Below are 16,989 nucleotides of genomic sequence, written 5' to 3' on the forward strand. Positions count from 1 at the left end.
TCCGTCAACACCGGATGGCGCCGACGCCGGCATCCGCCCGTGGCGAACAACGGGCATAGGGGCACCCTCCGGTCGTTACCCTTTTCGGTAAGCGCCACAACTGTGCGCTTGGAGGAGTCGACGATGTTCGAGAGATTCACGGACCGTGCCCGTCGTGTGGTTGTGCTCGCCCAAGAAGAGGCGAAGATGCTCAACCACAACTACATCGGTACCGAGCACATCCTGCTCGGCCTCATCCACGAGGGCGAGGGGGTCGCCGCGAAGGCGCTGGAGTCGCTCGGTATCTCGCTCGACGCTGTGCGCGAGCAGGTGCAGGACATCATCGGGCAGGGCCAGCAGCAGCCGACGGGACACATCCCGTTCACGCCGCGGGCCAAGAAGGTGCTGGAGCTGTCCCTGCGCGAAGCGCTGCAGCTCGGCCACAACTACATCGGCACCGAGCACATCCTGCTCGGTCTCATCCGCGAGGGTGAGGGCGTCGCCGCGCAGGTGCTCGTCAAGCTGGGCGCCGACCTGAACAAGGTGCGCCAGCAGGTCATCCAGCTGCTCAGCGGCTACCAGGGCAAGGAGCCCGCGGGCGTCGCGGCCGGCCCCGGCGAGCAGAACGCGCCCGCCCAGGGTGGATCGGCGGTGCTCGACCAGTTCGGGCGTAACCTCACCCAGGCCGCGCGCGACAACAAGCTCGACCCGGTGATCGGGCGCGAGAAGGAGATCGAGCGGGTCATGCAGATCCTCTCCCGCCGGTCGAAGAACAACCCCGTCCTCATCGGCGAGCCCGGCGTCGGCAAGACCGCCGTCGTCGAGGGCCTCGCACAGGCGATCGTCAAGAACGAGGTCCCCGAGACGCTGAAGGACAAGCAGGTCTACTCGCTGGACCTCGGGTCGCTCATCGCCGGGTCCCGCTACCGCGGTGACTTCGAGGAGCGCCTGAAGAAGGTCACCAAGGAGATCCGCACCCGCGGCGACATCATCGTGTTCATCGACGAGATCCACACCCTCGTCGGCGCCGGCGCGGCCGAGGGCGCGATCGATGCGGCATCCATTCTCAAGCCCCTCCTCGCCCGCGGCGAGCTGCAGACCATCGGCGCGACCACGCTCGATGAGTACCGCAAGCACTTCGAGAAGGATGCCGCGCTCGAGCGCCGCTTCCAGCCGATCCAGGTCGCCGAGCCGAGCCTGCCCCACGCGATCAACATCCTGAAGGGGCTGCGCGACCGCTACGAGGCGCACCACAAGGTGCAGATCACCGACGGCGCGATCGTCGCGGCGGCCAACCTCGCCGACCGCTACGTCAGCGACCGGTTCCTGCCCGACAAGGCCATCGACCTGATCGACGAGGCCGGCGCCCGCCTGCGTCTGTCGATCCTGTCGAGCCCGCCGGAGCTGCGCGAGTTCGACGACAAGATCGCCAAGGTCCGCGAGGACAAAGAGCGCGCCAGCGAGGACCAGGACTTCGAGAAGGCCGCCGCCCTGCGCGACGAGGAGAAGTCCCTGCTCGCCGAGCGTCTGCGCCTCGAGAAGCAGTGGCGCTCGGGTGACGTCGCCAGCCACGCCGTGGTCGACGAGGGCCTGATCGCCGAGGTGCTCGCGCAGGCCACCGGCATCCCGGTGTTCAAGCTGACCGAAGAGGAGTCCAGCCGACTCGTCTTCATGGAGAAGGCGCTGCACCAGCGCGTCATCGGCCAGGACGAGGCGATCGCGGCGCTGTCGCGCACGATCCGTCGTCAGCGCGCGGGTCTCAAGGACCCCAAGCGCCCCTCGGGCTCGTTCATCTTCGCCGGCCCCACGGGCGTCGGAAAGACCGAGCTCGCCAAGGCGCTGGCGGAGTTCCTCTTCGACGACGAGGGCGCGCTGATCTCGCTCGACATGAGCGAGTTCGGCGAGAAGCACACCGTCTCGCGCCTGTTCGGAGCCCCTCCCGGGTTCGTCGGATTCGAAGAGGGTGGCCAGCTCACCGAGAAGGTGCGGCGCAAGCCGTTCTCGGTCGTGCTCTTCGACGAGATCGAGAAGGCCCACCCGGACATCTTCAACTCGCTGCTGCAGATTCTGGAGGAGGGACGCCTGACCGACGGTCAGGGCCGCGTCATCGACTTCAAGAACACCGTGATCATCATGACGACGAACCTCGGTTCGTCGGCGATCGCGGGCGGCCCTGTGGGCTTCCAGGTCGAGGGGAACGCCCAGACCTCCTACGACCGCATGAAGGGCAAGGTCGACGAGGAGCTCAAGCGCCACTTCAAGCCCGAGTTCCTCAACCGCCTCGACGACATCATCGTCTTCCCGCAGCTGAACAAGGACGAGCTTCGCCAGATCGTCGGCCTGTTCACCAAGCGGTTGGCCGAGCGCCTGCTCGACCGCGACATGACGGTGGAGCTGTCGCCCGAGGCGACCGACCGCCTCATCGAGATCGGGTTCGACCCGACCCTCGGAGCCCGGCCGCTGCGCCGCGCCATGCAGCGTGAGATCGAGGACCAGCTCAGCGAGCGCATCCTGCACGGGCAGCTCAACGCGGGCGACCACGTGAAGGTCGGTTCCGACGCCAACGGCTTCACCTTCGAGAGCGCCCCGCGCGGCGAGAAGGTCTCGGTCGGCGTGGGCACCGTCGGTGAGATCACCGCGACGCCCGACATCATCGCCGGCGCGGAGTAATGCCCGGGCCTACGGGCTGAACAACAGCGAGAGCGGATGCCACACGGCATCCGCTCTCGCTGTCTGTCTGTCTGTCTGTCAGTCGTCGATCGGAGCGACGTCGACCTGCACGCGCAGGGTCGAGTTCTTCGCCTCGGTGAAGATGATGCCCTTCACCGGCGAGACATCGCCGTAGTCGCGCCCCCACGCGACCGTGACGTACCGGTCGCCTGCCCACTGGTCGTTCGTGGGGTCGATCGCCAGCCATTCATCGGTGCCGGGCACCCAGACCGCGAGCCACGCGTGGGAGGCATCGGCACCGAAGACGCGCTGCTTACCCGGCGGCGGCTGGGTGGCGAGGTAGCCGCTGACGTAGCGGGCGGCGACGCCGTGGCCACGCAGGCACGCCAGCGCCAGATGCGCGAAGTCCTGGCACACGCCCGCCCGCGCCCGCAGCACGTCCGAGACGGTGCTGGTGACGGTGGTCGCCGTGCTGTCGTACGCGAAGTCGGCGTGGATGCGGCGCATGAGGTCGGTGGCGGCCTCGCCCAGCGGGCGACCGGGGGTGAGGGATGCCGCGGCGTACTCGGTCGCCTCGGCCACGTGGGCCGCGCGGGGCGACTCCAGGGCATACTCCACCGCGCGCCAGGCGCCGGGCACCTCGGGGTGGTGGAGGGGACGCGCCTGCTCCCACGGCTGTGCGAGCGCGGACTCGTCGTACGTCGGCGCGTGCACCTCGACGTCGCCGGCTGCCTCGATCACGAGCGTGCCGTGCGGCTGCGTGAGGTGGAAGTACGTCGCGGCGTTGCCGAAGTAGTCCACGTCGGGGTCGATGTCGCCGGGCTGCGGCTGCACGGTGACGGCGTGGTCGTGCACCTGCTGCCACGGAAGGTCACGGGGAACCAGGTGGTACAGCCCCACACTGTCCTCGACCCGGTCGCTGTAGGTGTAGGTCGTGCGGTGCCAGACGCGGTACCTCATGCGCCCGTCCGTTCCTCGATGAGGGCCAGCTCCGACAGCGGCAGCGGCGGCGGTCCGCTCTCGAACTGCACGTGGGAGACGGCATCGGCGAGCTGCTCGAGCTGGGAGACGGTGCTGACGAGGAACTCCGTCAGGGCGGGACGGTGCTCGCCGTCGGTCGCCGTGAGCGCGGTGACGTCGACGTGCTCGAGTGCCGTCTCGATGTGCTCCAGCAGGCGCTCCGGTCGGGTGGAGCCGGTCGAGGCGGGCATGGCGGCGAGGTGCGCGCGCATCGCACCCAGCGAGAACGCGAGCGACCGCGGGTTGTCACGGTCTGACAGCAGCAGCTCCAGCGCGTCGGCGGTGCGCACCGATCCGCGGTAACGGCGCCGGTAGGTGACGATGCTCTCGGCCGCTGTGAGGGTTGCCTCCAGCACTTCTCGGTCGGCGCGGTACTCGCGGCGACGGGTGGTGGTGGCCAGCATCAGGTGGCACAGCTGCAGCCCGCGCTCGAGGTGGCGGCCCGCCTCGATCATGTGCCAGCCCGGGTCGCGCATCATGTTCGCCGTCACGCCCTGCAGCGACAGCACTGCGGTGAGCATGCGGCCGGCGGATTCGGCGGTACGGTGCGCGTGCGGGCCGGATCGAAGCGCGCGCGTCGCCCGGTCGACATTCGAGAACACGCGCCAGGTGTCTCCCGAGAGCTGATCGCGGACGCCTTCGAGGGCTTCGCGCAACCGGGCGATCGCGTGCGCGGCGCTGCCGCTGCGGCCGGCGTCCAGCAGCAGCGAGCGAAGGTCGGCGTCGGGGTCCGACAGCTGCTGGCTGCCGGCGAGGCGCTGCAGCGCCGCCAGCAGCACGCCGGTGCTCTCGGCGGCCTGCGCGCTGTGGCGGCGGCTGAGCTGTTCCAGCTGGTGGTGCGTGGTCAACAGCAGCCGAAGCATGTCTTCGGCTCGCTCGGCGTAGCGGCCAGCCCAGAACATGTCGGCCAGCGCGCGCGGCGCGAGGGTCGGCACGGTGGGGCCGATCGCCGGTGGCGCGCTCTCGACGAGTCCCTGGTCGGGGTCGTCCTGTGCGGCCTTGAGCACCCAGACGTCCTTGGTCGTGGGGCTGGCCTCTTCGCCCGCGCGCACGGTGGCCAGTCCGCCCACCAGGGGGCGATAGGCCGAGCCGTAACGAAGCGTGAAGCTTCGGAACACCACGGGGCGGGCAGCGGCGCGCGAACGCTCCGCCCAGACCGGCGCCTGCGACAGCGGCAGCACGTCTTGACCGACATACCGATGCGGGGCGGCCGTGATGAGCGCGGCCAGCTGTGCTGTCGGAAGGTCGGCCAGCTGGGCGCGAGGCTCGTCGATCGTGCGCACCAGCAGGGTGGAGTCGTCGGACGCGAGGCGGTCGAGCACCTGCTCGCGCCCTTCGGGGTCACCGCACCACCAGGTCGGCACCGACGGCAGGCGCAGCTGCTCGCCCAGCAGCGCTTCGCAGGCAGCCGGCAGGAATGGCATGAGCCCGGGGTTCTCGAGCACGCCCGCGCCGAGCCCGTTGACCAGGCGCACGCGGCCGCGCCGCACCGCCTCGGTCAGACCGGCCACTCCCAGCCGGGAGTCGGCACGCAGCTCGAGCGGATCGCACCACTCGGCATCCACTCGTCGCACGATGACGTCCACGCGCTCGCGCGGCCGGGCGTGGGGCCAGCCGGCAGGTTTCATCCAGACCCAGCCGTCGCGCACCACCAGGTCGCTGCCCTGCACGAGCGGCATGCCGAGCGCATTGGCGAGGAAGGCCTGGTCGAACGCCGTCTCGGAGTGCGGGCCGGGGGAGAGGACCACCACTTGTGGAGAGGCGACGCCCGGGGCGCTGTCGAGCAGCGCGGCGCGCAGGGCCGAGAAGTACGGTTCCATGCGGTGCAGGTCGCTGCCCTGGTAGAGGTCGGGCAGCACCTGCGCGATGACCCGACGGTTCTGCATGGCGAAGCCGAGTCCCGACGGCGCCTGCACGCGGTCGGCGAGCACGTGCCAGTCGCCCTCCGCGTCGCGCCCGAGGTCGGCGGCCGACAGCACGAGCGGCTGCGTGCCCGCTGCTCCCGGCCTGGCCACCGGCCGGGCGAAACCGGAGTGTCCGAAGACGCATGCCGAGGGGACCACGCCGGAGGCGAGGAGAGTCTGCGGTCCGTAGAAGTCGCTGAGCACGGCGTTGAGCAGCTCGGCGCGCTGGGCGAGTCCCACTTCGAGTCGCGCCCAGGTCGGGGCGTCGATGACGAGCGGCATGGGGTCCAGCTGCCAGGGCTGCGCGCCTGCGTCGGGCGTCACATAGGTGACGCCGTCGTCGGCGAGAAAGCGCCTGATTTCGCCGTCGACGCGGCGCAGCTCGTCGGGGGTGAGGGCAAGGGCCAGGTCTGCCATGGCCTTCCAGCCCGGCCGCAGACCGCCGTCGGGCGAGACCACCTCGTCATAACGGTTGACCACACCGGGCAGAGAGAACGGCAGTGTCGGCTCGCTCACCGCTGCCGCGTAATCGCGCAGAACACTCACGCCTGCGGACCTCCTCCGGTTCGGGGGCAGCGGCGCCGGGCGGCGGGCGTGGTTCGAATTTACCGGAGGACCGCCCACGGCGGTGGCCACGGCGCCTCCGGCCCCCGCCGATTAAGGTGAGACGGTGACCAGCTTCACCGTCCGTGCCGCCCGTACCTCCGACGTGCGGGGCATCATGGCGATGCTGGAGCCCTATGTGCAGCGGCGGATCCTGCTGGGCAAGGACATCGTCGTGCTGTTCGAATCGGTGCAGCAGTTCGTGGTCGCCGAGGCGGACGGTGAGCTCGTGGGGTGCGGTGCTCTGCACGTCATGTGGGAGGACCTGGGTGAGGTGCGCACCCTGATCGTCGTCGACGAGTGGCTGCACCGCGGCGTCGGGCGTGCCATCGTCGACCGCCTCGAAGACGACGCGCGCGCGCTCGGCCTCTCGCGGCTGTTCTGCCTCACGTTCGAGGTGGACTTCTTCCGCGCCCGCGGGTTCGCGCCGATCGGCGAGCACATCGTCGACCCCGACGTCTACTGGCAGCTGCTGCGCAGCCCCGATGAGGGGATCGCGGAGTTCCTCGACCTGGCGCACGTCAAGCCGAACACCCTCGGCAACACGCGCATGCTCAAGCAGCTGTAGCGGGCGCGCCCCCGGGCCGTGGCGGCACCCGCGACGTAGCCTTGTACCCATGTCCGAACCCGTCCGTCGCAGGCATTCGCCCGCCGTCTACCGCCGTCGTCGGCTGACGGTGCTGCTGGTCGTCATCGTCGTGATCGTCGGGATCGTGCTGCTGGTGTGGCAGCCGTGGAACGCCGGCGCGAGTCAGACCGACCCGAGCTCCGCCCCGACCCCGTCGGCGTCGCCGTCGCCGTCCGGCACCGTCGCCGGCACCGCCATCGCCACGCCGCTGCCCAGCCCCACGGCGTCGCAGGCCGAACCGGGGGCCGACGCGCCCGAGGGCGACGCCGCGCCCGCCGTCGCCTGCACGGCCGGCATGGTGGAGGTCAGCGGCATCACCGACAAGGGGTCCTACGCCGCTGGCGAGAACCCGCAGCTGTCGATCTCGCTCACCAACACCGGCGGTGTCCCCTGCACGATGAACGTGGGGACGACGACACAGACCTTCACGATCAGCAGCGGTGACGATGTCTGGTGGCGCTCAACCGACTGCCAGACGGAGCCCAGCGATCAGACGGTCACCGTCGACGCCGGACAGACCGTCACCAGCGTCACCCCGCTCACCTGGGACCGTACCCGCTCGTCGGTCTCGACGTGCGGCGACGTCGACCGCCAGACCGCTCCGGGCGGCGGGTCGTCGTTTCACCTGAAGGTCTCGATCGGCGGGGTGGAGTCGTCGGAGAGCCGGCAATTCCAGCTGAACTGACCGGCGGGTCTCTTCTGAGAGCTTTCTCACCAATGTCCCCCAAAGAGGGGACAGCCCTCGTCGGGGGACCTGAACTATTCTGGACCCAGCTCCCGCACGTCGTCCCCGCTGTCCCCAGCAGTTGAGTGCAACCCTCCCCAGAGTCGCACCGAGGGAATCACGGCGGCGGTGAGCGTTGGGCCCTTTCGAGTCACCCAGTCCCCAATGGGCGGCCCGAGAGGGCCCTTTCCCTTGCTCGGTAGGCTGGGGGAATGGCCGGCAAGAAGAAGGCGAAGCGCTCGCCGTCCGAGTTTCGCAACCCGCAGCTGCAGGACGCACTGCAGACGCAGGACATGGCCGCGATCGCGTTCGCGCTGCGCCACGGGCCGACGGTCGTGCCGCTGATGCGGCCCGGCCAGCGCGACAACCCGCTCGATGTGGGCGAGGTCTGGACCTATCGCGACCCGCGCACCGGCGACGTCGCGTTGCTGCTGTTCAGCGATGCCGTCCACAAGCCGGCGACCCTGCCCCCCGGGGTGGCGCTGCAGTCGCCGGCCTGGCTACGCGCCTTTCTCAGCGCCCACGAGGAGGAGATCACCACGGTGTTCTTCGACATCGCCGGGCCGCATCCGCTGCAGGCATCGCCCGCCGATCTCATCGCGGCGTTGGACGCCGCAGCCCCCGCTGACTGAGCCGGATCAGAAGTCGGGTTCGTCACCGGGTTCGGGCCGGTGCAGGCGCGGCAGGTCGCGCAACGCATCTCGCAGGGTGCGGCAGCGCGCGTCGAGCACGGTGCGATAGCCCAGGCGCGCGGCCTCGCCGTGGCGCTGGTCGGACTGGGTCACCGCGCGGATCTCGCCCGCGAGGCTGAGTTCGCCGATCGCGGCGACCTTGGCCGGCAGCGCCCGGTCGCGCACGGCGCTTGCCACGGCGAGTGCGATCGCGAGATCGGCCGCCGGCTCGGTGAGCCGCACACCGCCCACGGTGGAGACGTAGACGTCCTGATCCGACACCGTGATGCCGGCTTTCTTCTCGAGCACCGCGAGGATCATCGCCACCCGGGCGCCGTCGACGCCGCTGACGATGCGCCGTGGGTTGGGGGCCCCGGTCTTCATGGTCAGCGCCTGCACCTCGACGGGCAGGGCGCGGCGGCCTTCGAGGGCCACGGTCACACAGGTGCCGGCCTCACGCGAGCCGTGCCCGAGGAACAGCGCGCTGGGGTCTGCCACCTCGGCGATTCCGGACCCGGTCATGTCGAAGCAGCCCACTTCGTCGGTGGCGCCGAACCGGTTCTTCAACGCCCGCACGAAGCGCAGCGACGTCTGCCGGTCGCCTTCGAAGTGGCAGACGACGTCGACGAGGTGCTCGAGGATGCGGGGGCCGGCGATGGACCCGTCCTTGGTGACGTGCCCCACGATGATGACCGGCAGGTCGCGCTCTTTGGCCAGGCGGATGAGGGTGGATGCCACTTCGCGCACCTGCCCGGGGTGCCCGGCCATGCCGTCGGACAGCGACGATGACACCGTCTGCACAGAGTCGACGATGAGCAGCTGTGGCTTCACCTCGTCGACGTGCCCCAGAATCGTGGCAAGGTCGGTCTCGCTGGCGAGATACAGCTCGTCGTGCAGCGCTCCGGTGCGCTCGGCGCGCAGGCGCACCTGGCCGAGCGACTCCTCGGCGCTGACGTACAGCACCCGCCGACCCACCCGCGCGCTCTGCGCGGCGACCTCGGTGAGCAGCGTCGATTTGCCGACGCCCGGCTCGCCGGAGAGCAGGATCGCCGCCCCGGGAACGAGGCCCCCGCCGAGCACCCGGTCGAACTCGCCGATGCCGCTGGTCGTGCGGGCCGCCTCTTGCGTCTGGACCTGCGTGATGGGCCGAGCGGCGCGGGCGGCTCCGGGCGCCACCGGTGCGACCGTGCGGACGATGCCGGTCTGCTCCGCCGCTTCGACGACGGTGCCCCACTGCTGGCATTCCCCGCAGCGGCCGACCCACTTGAGGGTCGTCCAGCCGCACTCGGTGCATCGGTAGGGTGCGGCTGTCGTGGGGCGTCGGGTGGCCATGCCTTCAGGCTATGCGGAGCCGCCGACACCTGCGGCATCCACCCCACAAGCGCCGGCTGACCCCCGGCGCTCAGCCGCGGAGGTCGTCGGCGACGCGCCGCAGCGCGTCGGCCGAGCGGCGGAACAGTCCCAGTTCGCTCGGCGAGAAGGGCGTCTCGCGAATCGGCTTGGCGCCCCTCGCGCTGACGATCGACGGCACCGAGAGGGCGACGCCCGACACGCCGTGGAAGTCGTCGAGCACGGTGGACACCGGCATGACCGCGTGCTCGTCGTGCAGGATCGCCTCCACCACGCGGGCGCTGGACAGGCCGATCGCGTAGTTGGTCGCGCCCTTGCCCTGGATCACCTTGTACGCGGCATCCCGCACGTCGACGGCGATCTGGTCGAGCTCGTCGACCGACATGCGGGGGTGGCCCTCGGTCTCCCACTCGAGGATCGGCACCGTGCCGATATAGGCCTTGGACCACAGCGGGAACTCCGTGTCGCCGTGCTCGCCGACGATGTAGGCGTGCACACTCGAGGACGACACCCCGGCGCGCTGGCCCAGCTTCCACCGCAGGCGCGAGGTGTCCAGCACCGTGCCCGAGGCGAAGATGCGCTCGGGCGGCAGGCCCGTGGCCTCCTGCGCCAGCACGGTGAGCACGTCGCAGGGGTTCGTGACGATGACGAAGATCGCTTTGGGCGCCACTTCCAGCAGCTGCGGCATCATCGTCTTCAGGATGCCGGCGTTGGTGCCGGCCAGCTCGATGCGGGTCTGTCCGGGCTTCTGCTTCGCGCCGGCGGTGATCACCACGACGTGCGACCCCTCGGCGACGGAGATGTCGTCGCCGCCGGTGATGTCGCTGGAGCCCGTGAACTGGGTGCCGTGGGCGAGGTCGAGGACCTCGGCCTCGACCCGCTCCTTCGCGATGTCGTACAGCGCGACGTGGCGCGCCGACCCCCGGATGAGCGCGGCGTAGGCGGTGGAGGAGCCGACGCTGCCGGCGCCGACGACGGTCAGTTTCGAATTCTCGATCGCGGTCATGGGGTCAGTCTTGCAGGGGAGGATGCCGCTGACTACCGGGTGACCCGACGGACGTGCCGGCGCTAGGGCGTCGGCGTCGCAGCGTCGGCCTCGGCGGTGGCCGGGCGTGGCGGATTGCGGATGCCGAAGAACGACACGATCCCGCCGGCGGCCATGAGCAGCGCGGTCGCCACCGCCGCCCGATGGAAGCCCTCGAGGTCGACCGAGCCGCCGACGATCGCGGCCAGCATGGCGATGACGATGAGCCCCGCGACCCGCGAGACGGCGTTGTTCACCGCGGAGGCGATGCCCGACCGCGCCGGTTCGATGGCGCCGAGGATCGCCGCCGTCAGCGGCGAGACGGTCACCGCCAGCCCGAATCCGAAAACCAGCATGCTGGGCAGCACTTGCCACCAGTAGTCGAACTCCTGCGACACGGTGAGGAGCAGCAGCGACCCGGCGGCCATCAGCAGCGGCCCCGCTGTCATGAACAGGCGGGGACCGAGGCGCCCGGCCAGCGCCCCCATCGGGGAGCTCAGCAGCACGAGCAGCACCGTCGACGGAATGCTGGCCAGTCCCGCGAGCGTCGCCGACAGTCCGGCGCCCTGCTGCAGGTACACCCCGACCACGAAGCCGTTGAGGGTCAGTGCGCCGTAGATGAACGCGGTGGCCACGTTGCCGGTCCAGAAATTACGCACCTGGAACAGGCCCAGGGGCAGGATCGGGTGCCGTGTCGTGCGCTGACGCACGAGGAAGGCGGCGAACAGCGCGATCCCGAGCGCCAGCGGCATCCAGATGGCGGGCGACGCCCACCCGAGGTTCGGCTGCTCGATGAGGGCGAACACCATGCCGCCGAGGCCCAAGGTGCACAGCACCGCACCGGTCCAGTCGATCGCGGCATCCTCACGGCGTACGTCGCGCAGGGTCAGGTGGGGGAGCAGCCACAGGGTCACCGCGATCGGGAGGACGTTGATGACGAAGGCGAGGCGCCACGACAGGTAGTCCACGAACAGGCCGCCCACGAGCGGCCCGCCGATGGTGGCGGCCGTCGTCAGCGCTGTCCAGGTGCCGATGGCGCGGGCCTGGACCGGCCCGCGCATGTTCGACGTGATGAGGGCGAGGGAGCTGGGGACGAGAAACGCCCCGGCGGCGCCCTGCACCGCGCGGGCGATGATGAGGGTCACCGGATCCGGTGAGAGGGCGATGGCGACGGATGCGACGCCGAACCCGATCAGTCCGATCCGCAGGACGAGGATGCGCCCGAAGGCGTCGCTCACCGAGCCCGCCAGCAGGATCAGCGAACCGAGGGTGATGAGGTAGGCGTCGACGGTCCACTGCTGTGTGGTGAGGCCGCCGCCGAGGTCCCGGCCGATGGCGGGGAGGGCAACGTTGACGATGCTGCCGTCGAGGAACGCCACGAACGACGCGAGCACCGCGACGGCCACGACCAGTCGCTGCTGCCGGTCCATGGTCTCGGACATGCGCCCACGCTAGACCCGCCGGACCCCAGTCGGCAGCGCACCGGGCACAGCGAAGGCGAGGGATGCCGGGGGGTCGCATCCCTCGCCTTCGGTCGGGGGGTCAGTGCTGCTGGTCGGCCCAGCTCCAGATGTCATCGCCGCGCAGCGATGCATCGGCGCCGCCGTCGTCGTAGATGACCTGGCCCGCGAGGTGGGTGTTCTCGGGGCTCGTGAGCCACATCAGCAGGTAGGCGATCGACTCGGGGGGCTGGTGGTAGTTCAGCGGCATGGGGACCGAGGCATCCACCATCGCCGCGCCCTCGGGCGTCTTCAGCAGGTCGGCGGTCATCGGGGTGATGACGGTGCCGGGGGCGACGGCGTTGAGGGGGATGCCGGCTCCCGCCCAGGCGGGCGTGATCGACTCCCGGCGCACCCAGCGCGACAGGGCGCGCTTGGACGCCGGGTAGACGAGGTAGCCGATCTGGGGTCCCTGGGCGGCGAGGCCCTCGGCGATCTCGAGCGCGCGCGCCTCGTCACCGGCGAGCGCGGCCTCGACCATCTCGGGCGAGTTCGCCTGCAGCGAGGCCATCGACGAGACGACCGCGACGCGGGGGGCGTCGGACTTCGTCAGCGCGGGCAGCAGGGCCTCGAGGAACTCGGTGACGCCGAAGAAGTTCACCGAGATGGTCTTGGCGATCGGGGCCGAGATGCCGGCGCAGGCGATGACCGCGTCGACGGTGCCGCCGGCGAGTTCGACGGCCTTCGCGGCGGCATCGGTGCGCCCTGCGGGCATCGACAGGTCGGCCTCGACGTCGGCGTTGCGCAGGTCGACGCCGATGACGCGCTCGCCGCGGTCTCGCAGCAGCTGCGCCGTGGTGGCGCCGATGCCGGATGCTGATCCGGTGACGACATAGGTGCGGGGCATGGTTGCCTCCTTCTTTCCTGGGCCCGGGGGTCGGGGCCGTGGTTCAGGCCGACGGGTCGTCGGACGTGGGTGCAGCGGGTCGATCGGCGTCGGTGCCGATGGCGGCTTCGACGAACCGGGAGGTGAGGGCGGCGAAGCGGCCGCGCTCCGCGGCATCCCACCCCCGCATCGCCTCGTCGACCATCTCGCGACCACGCTGGACCAGAAGGGCGAACACGCGCTCGCCCTCCGGGGAGAGCGCGACGATGCTCGCGCGCCCGTCGTCGGGGTCGGGCGATTTCGTCACAAGTCCGGCCGTCTCGAGGCGGGCGAGCTGCTTGCTCATGGTGGGCCGGGTCAGCCGCAGATCGGCGGCGAGGTCGCCCGCGCGAATCGGACCGACCCGGCCCAGGGTGTAGATGGGACGGATGTCGCCGGCATCGATGGTCAGTCCCGCTTCACGGGCGACAACGGTCTGCCGCGTGAGCGACGCCCACTGGGCCATCAACTGTGTCAGCGACGTCAGGAGGACCGCCTCCGGAGTGGGGTCCGCCGTCGTCCCATCCATGGTCAGACTCTACGCCGAGTGGTTGCCTCAGGCAACTAAGAGGAGGCTGTCCTGGCCGGGCTGGCTCGATTGGCGGCGTCGGCCCGTCTCGCGTACGATTGTCCGCGGTGACGTGTCCGAGCGGCCGAAGGTGCAACTCTCGAAAAGTTGTGTAGGGTAACCCCCTACCGTGGGTTCAAATCCCACCGTCACCGCCACTGAAAACCCCTGCTGCGGCGGGGGTTTTCTCCTTGCTCGGGATGGTCGTTGTGCAGATCTGGTGCAAGCGACGGCCAGGTCGCCCCCCGGCGTGCACGGGGAGCTCGGCGGCGATGTCAGGGCGCCAGGGGCAGTTCGAAGCACAGCGACCTGGGCATCGACGCGACGTACGGCTCGTACACGGGGATCGGCGTGAACCCCGCGGCCGTGTACAGCGCGATCGATTCGGGTTGCGGCTTGCCGGTCTGCAGGATGACGCGGCGTGCGCCCTCCGCGCGGGCTCGTTCGATCACGGCGGTCGTAAGGGCCTGACCGACGCCCCGGCGCCGTGCCGCGGCGGGCACGATGAGTCGCTTGAGTTCGACGTCCGCGCCGAGGCGGCGCAGCATGACGTGCCCGAGCGGCGTGCCGTCCTCATCGAGCGCGAGGAAGGTCGCGATGACGTCGTCGGGGTGCACGCGCAGGGCCTTCCGGCGTGCCGCGGTAAGTTCGGGGTCCTCGCTGGTCGTCACCGGCCCGTACCGAGCGGTCAGCTCGTCGTCCAGCATCCCGCGCAGCGCGACGGCGCGCGCGTCGTCGACGGGGACCTTCTCGATGCGCACAGCCACTTTCCCATCCTGCAACGCACGCGGCGTCGACGTCGACCGTGACCACGGCGGTGGCGTCCTGTCATTTCCTGGAGGATGCCGTCGTTGGCCGCCCTCGTGGAGCTGGGCCGCCCGAAAGCGGGTTCAATAGAGGCTAAGACTGTCGACTGCATCGTGATCGAGGGACGAAACCCGCATGGCGGCCATAATCATTGTGCTCGGCGCAATCAGTGTCATGACGACGTCACTGTGGTCCAGTATCGGGCCGGAGCATGGGGCTTTCCCCTTTTGCGTTGCCCTCATGTCGTTCGCATTCCCTATTTTCATAGGCGCCGAACTGGCAAAGAGGATTCCGGCAGGAGCTTTCAGAATCTCAGCCCAAAGCAACCGCTTGTTCGCCGCTCTTGGTGTGAAGGTTTTCGACCGGATTCTCACATTCATCCGATGGAACGCCCTCGTGCTGAACATGCGAAAGCCTGTCACCAAGCCGTCCGACTTGCAGCCACTGGCCTTCGACTTGCGATCAGCGGCAGTTGGTCATGGCTGTGGCTTGCTCGTCCACGTCGTCATCGCTGCGATTGTCCTGTCTGCGGGCTATATGGAAGCCTCGCTGTGGATTCTTCTTCCATCAGTACCGCTCCATGCATATCCGATCATGCTTCAGCTGGTTAATCTTCGTCGGATAGACGGAATCCATGAGGCGCGCGAATCTCGGGCATAACTCTTCGCGAGTACGTGCAGCCGGCGGAATCCTCGCCGAGGAAGCCGCCGCTTGGGTCTGAGATCAGCGTTGCGGTGGACTGCCGGGGCGCCCGCCCCGCCGCCGTCCCCCGCGGTGTGTCGAGGATAGCCCCCGTCAGGGGATATCCTCGCTCGGGGCCTTCAGCGCCCTCGTGCCCGGCGCGTCGCCGCCACGCCCTTGGGGAAGAGAAGGTCACACATGTCGGTCGGACTCCTTGCCGTCGTCGACGACATCCTGACGGCCGCGCTCAAAGCCAGCGCGAAGACCGCGGGCGTCGTGATCGACGACGCCGCCGTGACGCCCCAGTACGTGCAGGGGATCACCCCCGCCCGCGAACTGCCCGTCGTGTGGAAGATCGCCCTCGGCAGCCTCGTCAACAAGTTCGTCATCATCATCCCGATCGCGCTCCTGCTCACCGCGTTCGCTCCGTGGGTGCTGCCGTTCCTGCTGATCATCGGAGGCGGCTTCCTCTGCTACGAGGGGGCGGAGAAGGTCCTCGAGTGGTTCGGCAAGCACCACGCGCACGCTGACGACGAGCCGCGCGACGAGAAGAAGCTGGTGCTCGGTGCGGTGCGCACGGACCTCATCCTCAGCACCGAGATCATGCTCATCTCCCTCGCGAACCTGGACCCGGACTTCGGCATCTGGATGACTCTCGGCGCGCTGGTGGTCATCGGTCTCGCGATGACGATCGTCGTCTACGGAGCCGTTGCGCTGCTGGTCAAGATCGACGACGTCGGGCTGCGGCTGATGAAGAGCGCCTCGCGCCGCGTGCGGCGCACCGGCGTGCGGATCGTCGCCTCCATGCCCGCCGTCTTCCGGGTCATCAGCGTCATCGGCACCGTGGCCATGCTCTGGGTCGGCGGCCACCTCGTGATCGCGAATCTCGCCGAGACGCTGTGGGCGGGACCCTACGACCTCCTGCACGTCGCGACCCACGCGGTCGAAGCCGCGGGTCCCGTCGTCGTCTGGATCGTGGACACGCTGATCTCCGCTGTCTTCGGCCTCGCGCTCGGGCTGCTGATCGTCCTCGTCATCTCGGGCATCTCCCGAGCGGTGAAGCGCCCGGCGGCGGCCGCGCCGCACACCACCACATAGTCCGCGGTTCTCTAGGCGCTCTCGGGGTCTGCGCCCAGCGCAGCCCGCCCGCCGTCGACAGGCAGCACGGTGCCGGTGATGAACGCCGAAGCCGGCGACAGCAGGAAGGCGGCGGCGTGCGCGACGTCCGCCGGACTGCCGACGGGACCACTCAAGCGAGCCGTGCCGCACCCGCCGCTCCCTCCCGGTGTTCGGTCGTCGCGTCCGTACCCTTCGGCCGCGTGGCCAGGGCCGTATGCGTCCACCGAACCGTGGTCGGCAGCTTGCGGCCGCGTCGGCGCGGAAACCCGGTGACCCCGTCGTGACACCGCGTCCGCGACGGGTGTCAACCCGGTTGAGCGGATCTCGGTTGCGCCGCACCCTTGACGCAATCCCAGGAGGACACCATGAGCGATCTGAACATGCCCCACGAACGCCACGCCGACGACGCCGTCGCCGACGACTTGGCGCCCACGGACGCCGTCACCGACGAGGTCCGCGACGACGCAGCCCGCACGCAGAACGTCGGCGGCGGCGATGAGCCCGACGCGCCGGCGGTGACGCACCCCTGACGGCCAGTGCCCGGGGCGCAGCCACTCCATGGGCGCTTGGATCAACACCGACTGCCCCCGCACCCCCGGCGCGGACTGCGGTACCGTGAGCGTCATCGGAGGAGGAGGCGAAGATGGCTCGCGAGACCGCTCGCTCGTCAGGCTGGTGGGGCAAGTTCGTGGCGCTGTTCCTGGGAGTGCCGCCGATCGCCGTGCAGGCCGCCGATGAGGACACCGACGACGAGCCGGGGCCATTCGCACCCCGCTCGCAACGCTGACAGCCCCGTCGGGATCCGTCGCCCGGCATCCGGAACAGTCCCGCGCTTCCCATAGTGGTTCCCGGTGCCAGGCACCAGTCCCGATTTCGG

General features: G+C 69.9%; 17 protein-coding genes and 1 tRNA gene. 9 read left to right on the forward strand and 9 right to left on the reverse strand.

Annotation, left to right across the window (positions count from 1 at the left end):
* Window positions 1-123: 123 nt before the first annotated feature.
* The gene (locus tag QNO21_RS00960; protein ID WP_257519835.1) at window positions 124-2,649 is read left to right on the forward strand and encodes an ATP-dependent Clp protease ATP-binding subunit; all 2,526 of its coding nucleotides are present in this window, start codon (window positions 124-126) and stop codon (window positions 2,647-2,649) included.
* A 78-nt stretch (window positions 2,650-2,727) separates the two neighbouring features.
* Here QNO21_RS00960 and QNO21_RS00965 read toward each other — a convergent pair whose 3' ends face one another.
* Window positions 2,728-3,609: a transglutaminase family protein gene (locus QNO21_RS00965; RefSeq protein WP_257515985.1), complete on the reverse strand. Its 882-nt coding sequence runs from the start codon at window positions 3,607-3,609 to the stop codon at window positions 2,728-2,730.
* Window positions 3,606-6,119, reverse strand: coding sequence for a circularly permuted type 2 ATP-grasp protein (locus tag QNO21_RS00970; protein ID WP_257519836.1), 2,514 nt, complete (start codon window positions 6,117-6,119; stop codon window positions 3,606-3,608). The genes QNO21_RS00965 and QNO21_RS00970 overlap by 4 nt, the downstream gene beginning before the upstream one ends.
* Before the next feature lie 124 nt (window positions 6,120-6,243).
* On the opposite strand from QNO21_RS00970, the gene QNO21_RS00975 reads away from it, so the two are divergent.
* From QNO21_RS00975 to QNO21_RS00985, 3 genes are all read left to right on the forward strand, one after another.
* Entirely contained in the window at window positions 6,244-6,744 is a 501-nt protein-coding gene (locus QNO21_RS00975; protein ID WP_257515987.1) for an amino-acid N-acetyltransferase, read from the forward strand.
* A gap of 49 nt (window positions 6,745-6,793) precedes the next feature.
* Window positions 6,794-7,489: a hypothetical protein gene (locus QNO21_RS00980; protein ID WP_257519837.1), complete on the forward strand. Its 696-nt coding sequence runs from the start codon at window positions 6,794-6,796 to the stop codon at window positions 7,487-7,489.
* A gap of 251 nt (window positions 7,490-7,740) precedes the next feature.
* Window positions 7,741-8,160 (forward strand): dehydrogenase, encoded by a 420-nt coding sequence (locus QNO21_RS00985; protein WP_257515989.1) that lies wholly within the window; start codon window positions 7,741-7,743, stop codon window positions 8,158-8,160.
* Window positions 8,161-8,166: 6 nt separating this feature from the next.
* Here the strand turns inward: QNO21_RS00985 and radA are convergent, their stop codons facing one another.
* The 5 genes from radA to QNO21_RS01010 form a co-directional block, all read right to left on the reverse strand.
* On the reverse strand, window positions 8,167-9,531 hold the full coding sequence (radA, locus tag QNO21_RS00990; protein ID WP_257519838.1) for a DNA repair protein RadA: 1,365 nt from the start codon (window positions 9,529-9,531) through the stop codon (window positions 8,167-8,169).
* 70 nt (window positions 9,532-9,601) lie between these two features.
* Window positions 9,602-10,555 carry an L-lactate dehydrogenase gene (locus QNO21_RS00995; protein WP_257515601.1) on the reverse strand — a complete coding sequence of 318 codons (954 nt, stop codon included), beginning with the start codon at window positions 10,553-10,555 and terminating at the stop codon, window positions 9,602-9,604.
* A 62-nt stretch (window positions 10,556-10,617) separates the two neighbouring features.
* A complete protein-coding gene (locus tag QNO21_RS01000) occupies window positions 10,618-12,015 on the reverse strand; it encodes an MFS transporter (protein WP_257515602.1) in 1,398 nt (465 codons plus the stop codon).
* A 100-nt stretch (window positions 12,016-12,115) separates the two neighbouring features.
* On the reverse strand, window positions 12,116-12,919 hold the full coding sequence (locus QNO21_RS01005) for an SDR family NAD(P)-dependent oxidoreductase (protein ID WP_257515603.1): 804 nt from the start codon (window positions 12,917-12,919) through the stop codon (window positions 12,116-12,118).
* A gap of 43 nt (window positions 12,920-12,962) precedes the next feature.
* Window positions 12,963-13,466: a MarR family winged helix-turn-helix transcriptional regulator gene (locus tag QNO21_RS01010; RefSeq protein WP_257519839.1), complete on the reverse strand. Its 504-nt coding sequence runs from the start codon at window positions 13,464-13,466 to the stop codon at window positions 12,963-12,965.
* Between the two features lie 106 nt (window positions 13,467-13,572).
* Here QNO21_RS01010 and QNO21_RS01015 point away from each other — a divergent pair.
* Window positions 13,573-13,663, forward strand: a tRNA-Ser gene (locus QNO21_RS01015).
* Between the two features lie 117 nt (window positions 13,664-13,780).
* Here QNO21_RS01015 and QNO21_RS01020 read toward each other — a convergent pair.
* Complete coding sequence (locus tag QNO21_RS01020; protein WP_257515605.1) at window positions 13,781-14,272, reverse strand: GNAT family N-acetyltransferase; 492 nt, start codon at window positions 14,270-14,272, stop codon at window positions 13,781-13,783.
* 175 nt (window positions 14,273-14,447) lie between these two features.
* Here QNO21_RS01020 and QNO21_RS01025 point away from each other — a divergent pair, with 175 nt between their 5' ends.
* A complete protein-coding gene (locus QNO21_RS01025; protein ID WP_257519840.1) occupies window positions 14,448-14,972 on the forward strand; it encodes a hypothetical protein in 525 nt (174 codons plus the stop codon).
* Window positions 14,973-15,191: 219 nt separating this feature from the next.
* Window positions 15,192-16,091: a DUF808 domain-containing protein gene (locus QNO21_RS01030; protein ID WP_257515607.1), complete on the forward strand. Its 900-nt coding sequence runs from the start codon at window positions 15,192-15,194 to the stop codon at window positions 16,089-16,091.
* Between the two features lie 11 nt (window positions 16,092-16,102).
* On the opposite strand, the gene QNO21_RS01035 is transcribed toward QNO21_RS01030, so the two are convergent.
* Window positions 16,103-16,246: an SDR family oxidoreductase gene (locus tag QNO21_RS01035; RefSeq protein ID WP_285178407.1), complete on the reverse strand. Its 144-nt coding sequence runs from the start codon at window positions 16,244-16,246 to the stop codon at window positions 16,103-16,105.
* A 231-nt stretch (window positions 16,247-16,477) separates the two neighbouring features.
* Here QNO21_RS01035 and QNO21_RS01040 point away from each other — a divergent pair, with 231 nt between their 5' ends.
* Both QNO21_RS01040 and QNO21_RS01045 read left to right on the forward strand, forming a co-directional pair.
* Window positions 16,478-16,642, forward strand: a complete 165-nt coding sequence (locus tag QNO21_RS01040) for a hypothetical protein (protein ID WP_257515608.1) — start codon at window positions 16,478-16,480, stop codon at window positions 16,640-16,642.
* 113 nt (window positions 16,643-16,755) lie between these two features.
* The gene (locus QNO21_RS01045; RefSeq protein ID WP_257515609.1) at window positions 16,756-16,899 is read left to right on the forward strand and encodes a hypothetical protein; all 144 of its coding nucleotides are present in this window, start codon (window positions 16,756-16,758) and stop codon (window positions 16,897-16,899) included.
* The last annotated feature ends 90 nt before the right edge of the window (window positions 16,900-16,989 follow it).

The sequence above is a fragment of the Microbacterium sp. zg-Y818 genome, assembly GCF_030246905.1.
Classification (GTDB): Bacteria; Actinomycetota; Actinomycetes; order Actinomycetales; family Microbacteriaceae; genus Microbacterium.

What these genes read in the sequence shown, in the direction of transcription:
- QNO21_RS00960 (WP_257519835.1), top strand. Translation starts at nt 124, where the DNA reads ATGTTCGAGAGATTCACGGACCGTGCCCGTCGTGTGGTTGTGCTCGCC.
- QNO21_RS00965 (WP_257515985.1), bottom strand. Translation starts at nt 3,609, where the DNA reads ATGAGGTACCGCGTCTGGCACCGCACGACCTACACCTACAGCGACCGG.
- QNO21_RS00980 (WP_257519837.1), top strand. Translation starts at nt 6,794, where the DNA reads ATGTCCGAACCCGTCCGTCGCAGGCATTCGCCCGCCGTCTACCGCCGT.
- QNO21_RS00985 (WP_257515989.1), top strand. Translation starts at nt 7,741, where the DNA reads ATGGCCGGCAAGAAGAAGGCGAAGCGCTCGCCGTCCGAGTTTCGCAAC.
- radA (WP_257519838.1), bottom strand. Translation starts at nt 9,531, where the DNA reads ATGGCCACCCGACGCCCCACGACAGCCGCACCCTACCGATGCACCGAG.
- QNO21_RS00995 (WP_257515601.1), bottom strand. Translation starts at nt 10,555, where the DNA reads ATGACCGCGATCGAGAATTCGAAACTGACCGTCGTCGGCGCCGGCAGC.
- QNO21_RS01000 (WP_257515602.1), bottom strand. Translation starts at nt 12,015, where the DNA reads ATGTCCGAGACCATGGACCGGCAGCAGCGACTGGTCGTGGCCGTCGCG.
- QNO21_RS01005 (WP_257515603.1), bottom strand. Translation starts at nt 12,919, where the DNA reads ATGCCCCGCACCTATGTCGTCACCGGATCAGCATCCGGCATCGGCGCC.
- QNO21_RS01010 (WP_257519839.1), bottom strand. Translation starts at nt 13,466, where the DNA reads ATGGATGGGACGACGGCGGACCCCACTCCGGAGGCGGTCCTCCTGACG.
- QNO21_RS01025 (WP_257519840.1), top strand. Translation starts at nt 14,448, where the DNA reads ATGGCGGCCATAATCATTGTGCTCGGCGCAATCAGTGTCATGACGACG.
- QNO21_RS01030 (WP_257515607.1), top strand. Translation starts at nt 15,192, where the DNA reads ATGTCGGTCGGACTCCTTGCCGTCGTCGACGACATCCTGACGGCCGCG.
- QNO21_RS01040 (WP_257515608.1), top strand. Translation starts at nt 16,478, where the DNA reads ATGAGCGATCTGAACATGCCCCACGAACGCCACGCCGACGACGCCGTC.
- QNO21_RS01045 (WP_257515609.1), top strand. Translation starts at nt 16,756, where the DNA reads ATGGCTCGCGAGACCGCTCGCTCGTCAGGCTGGTGGGGCAAGTTCGTG.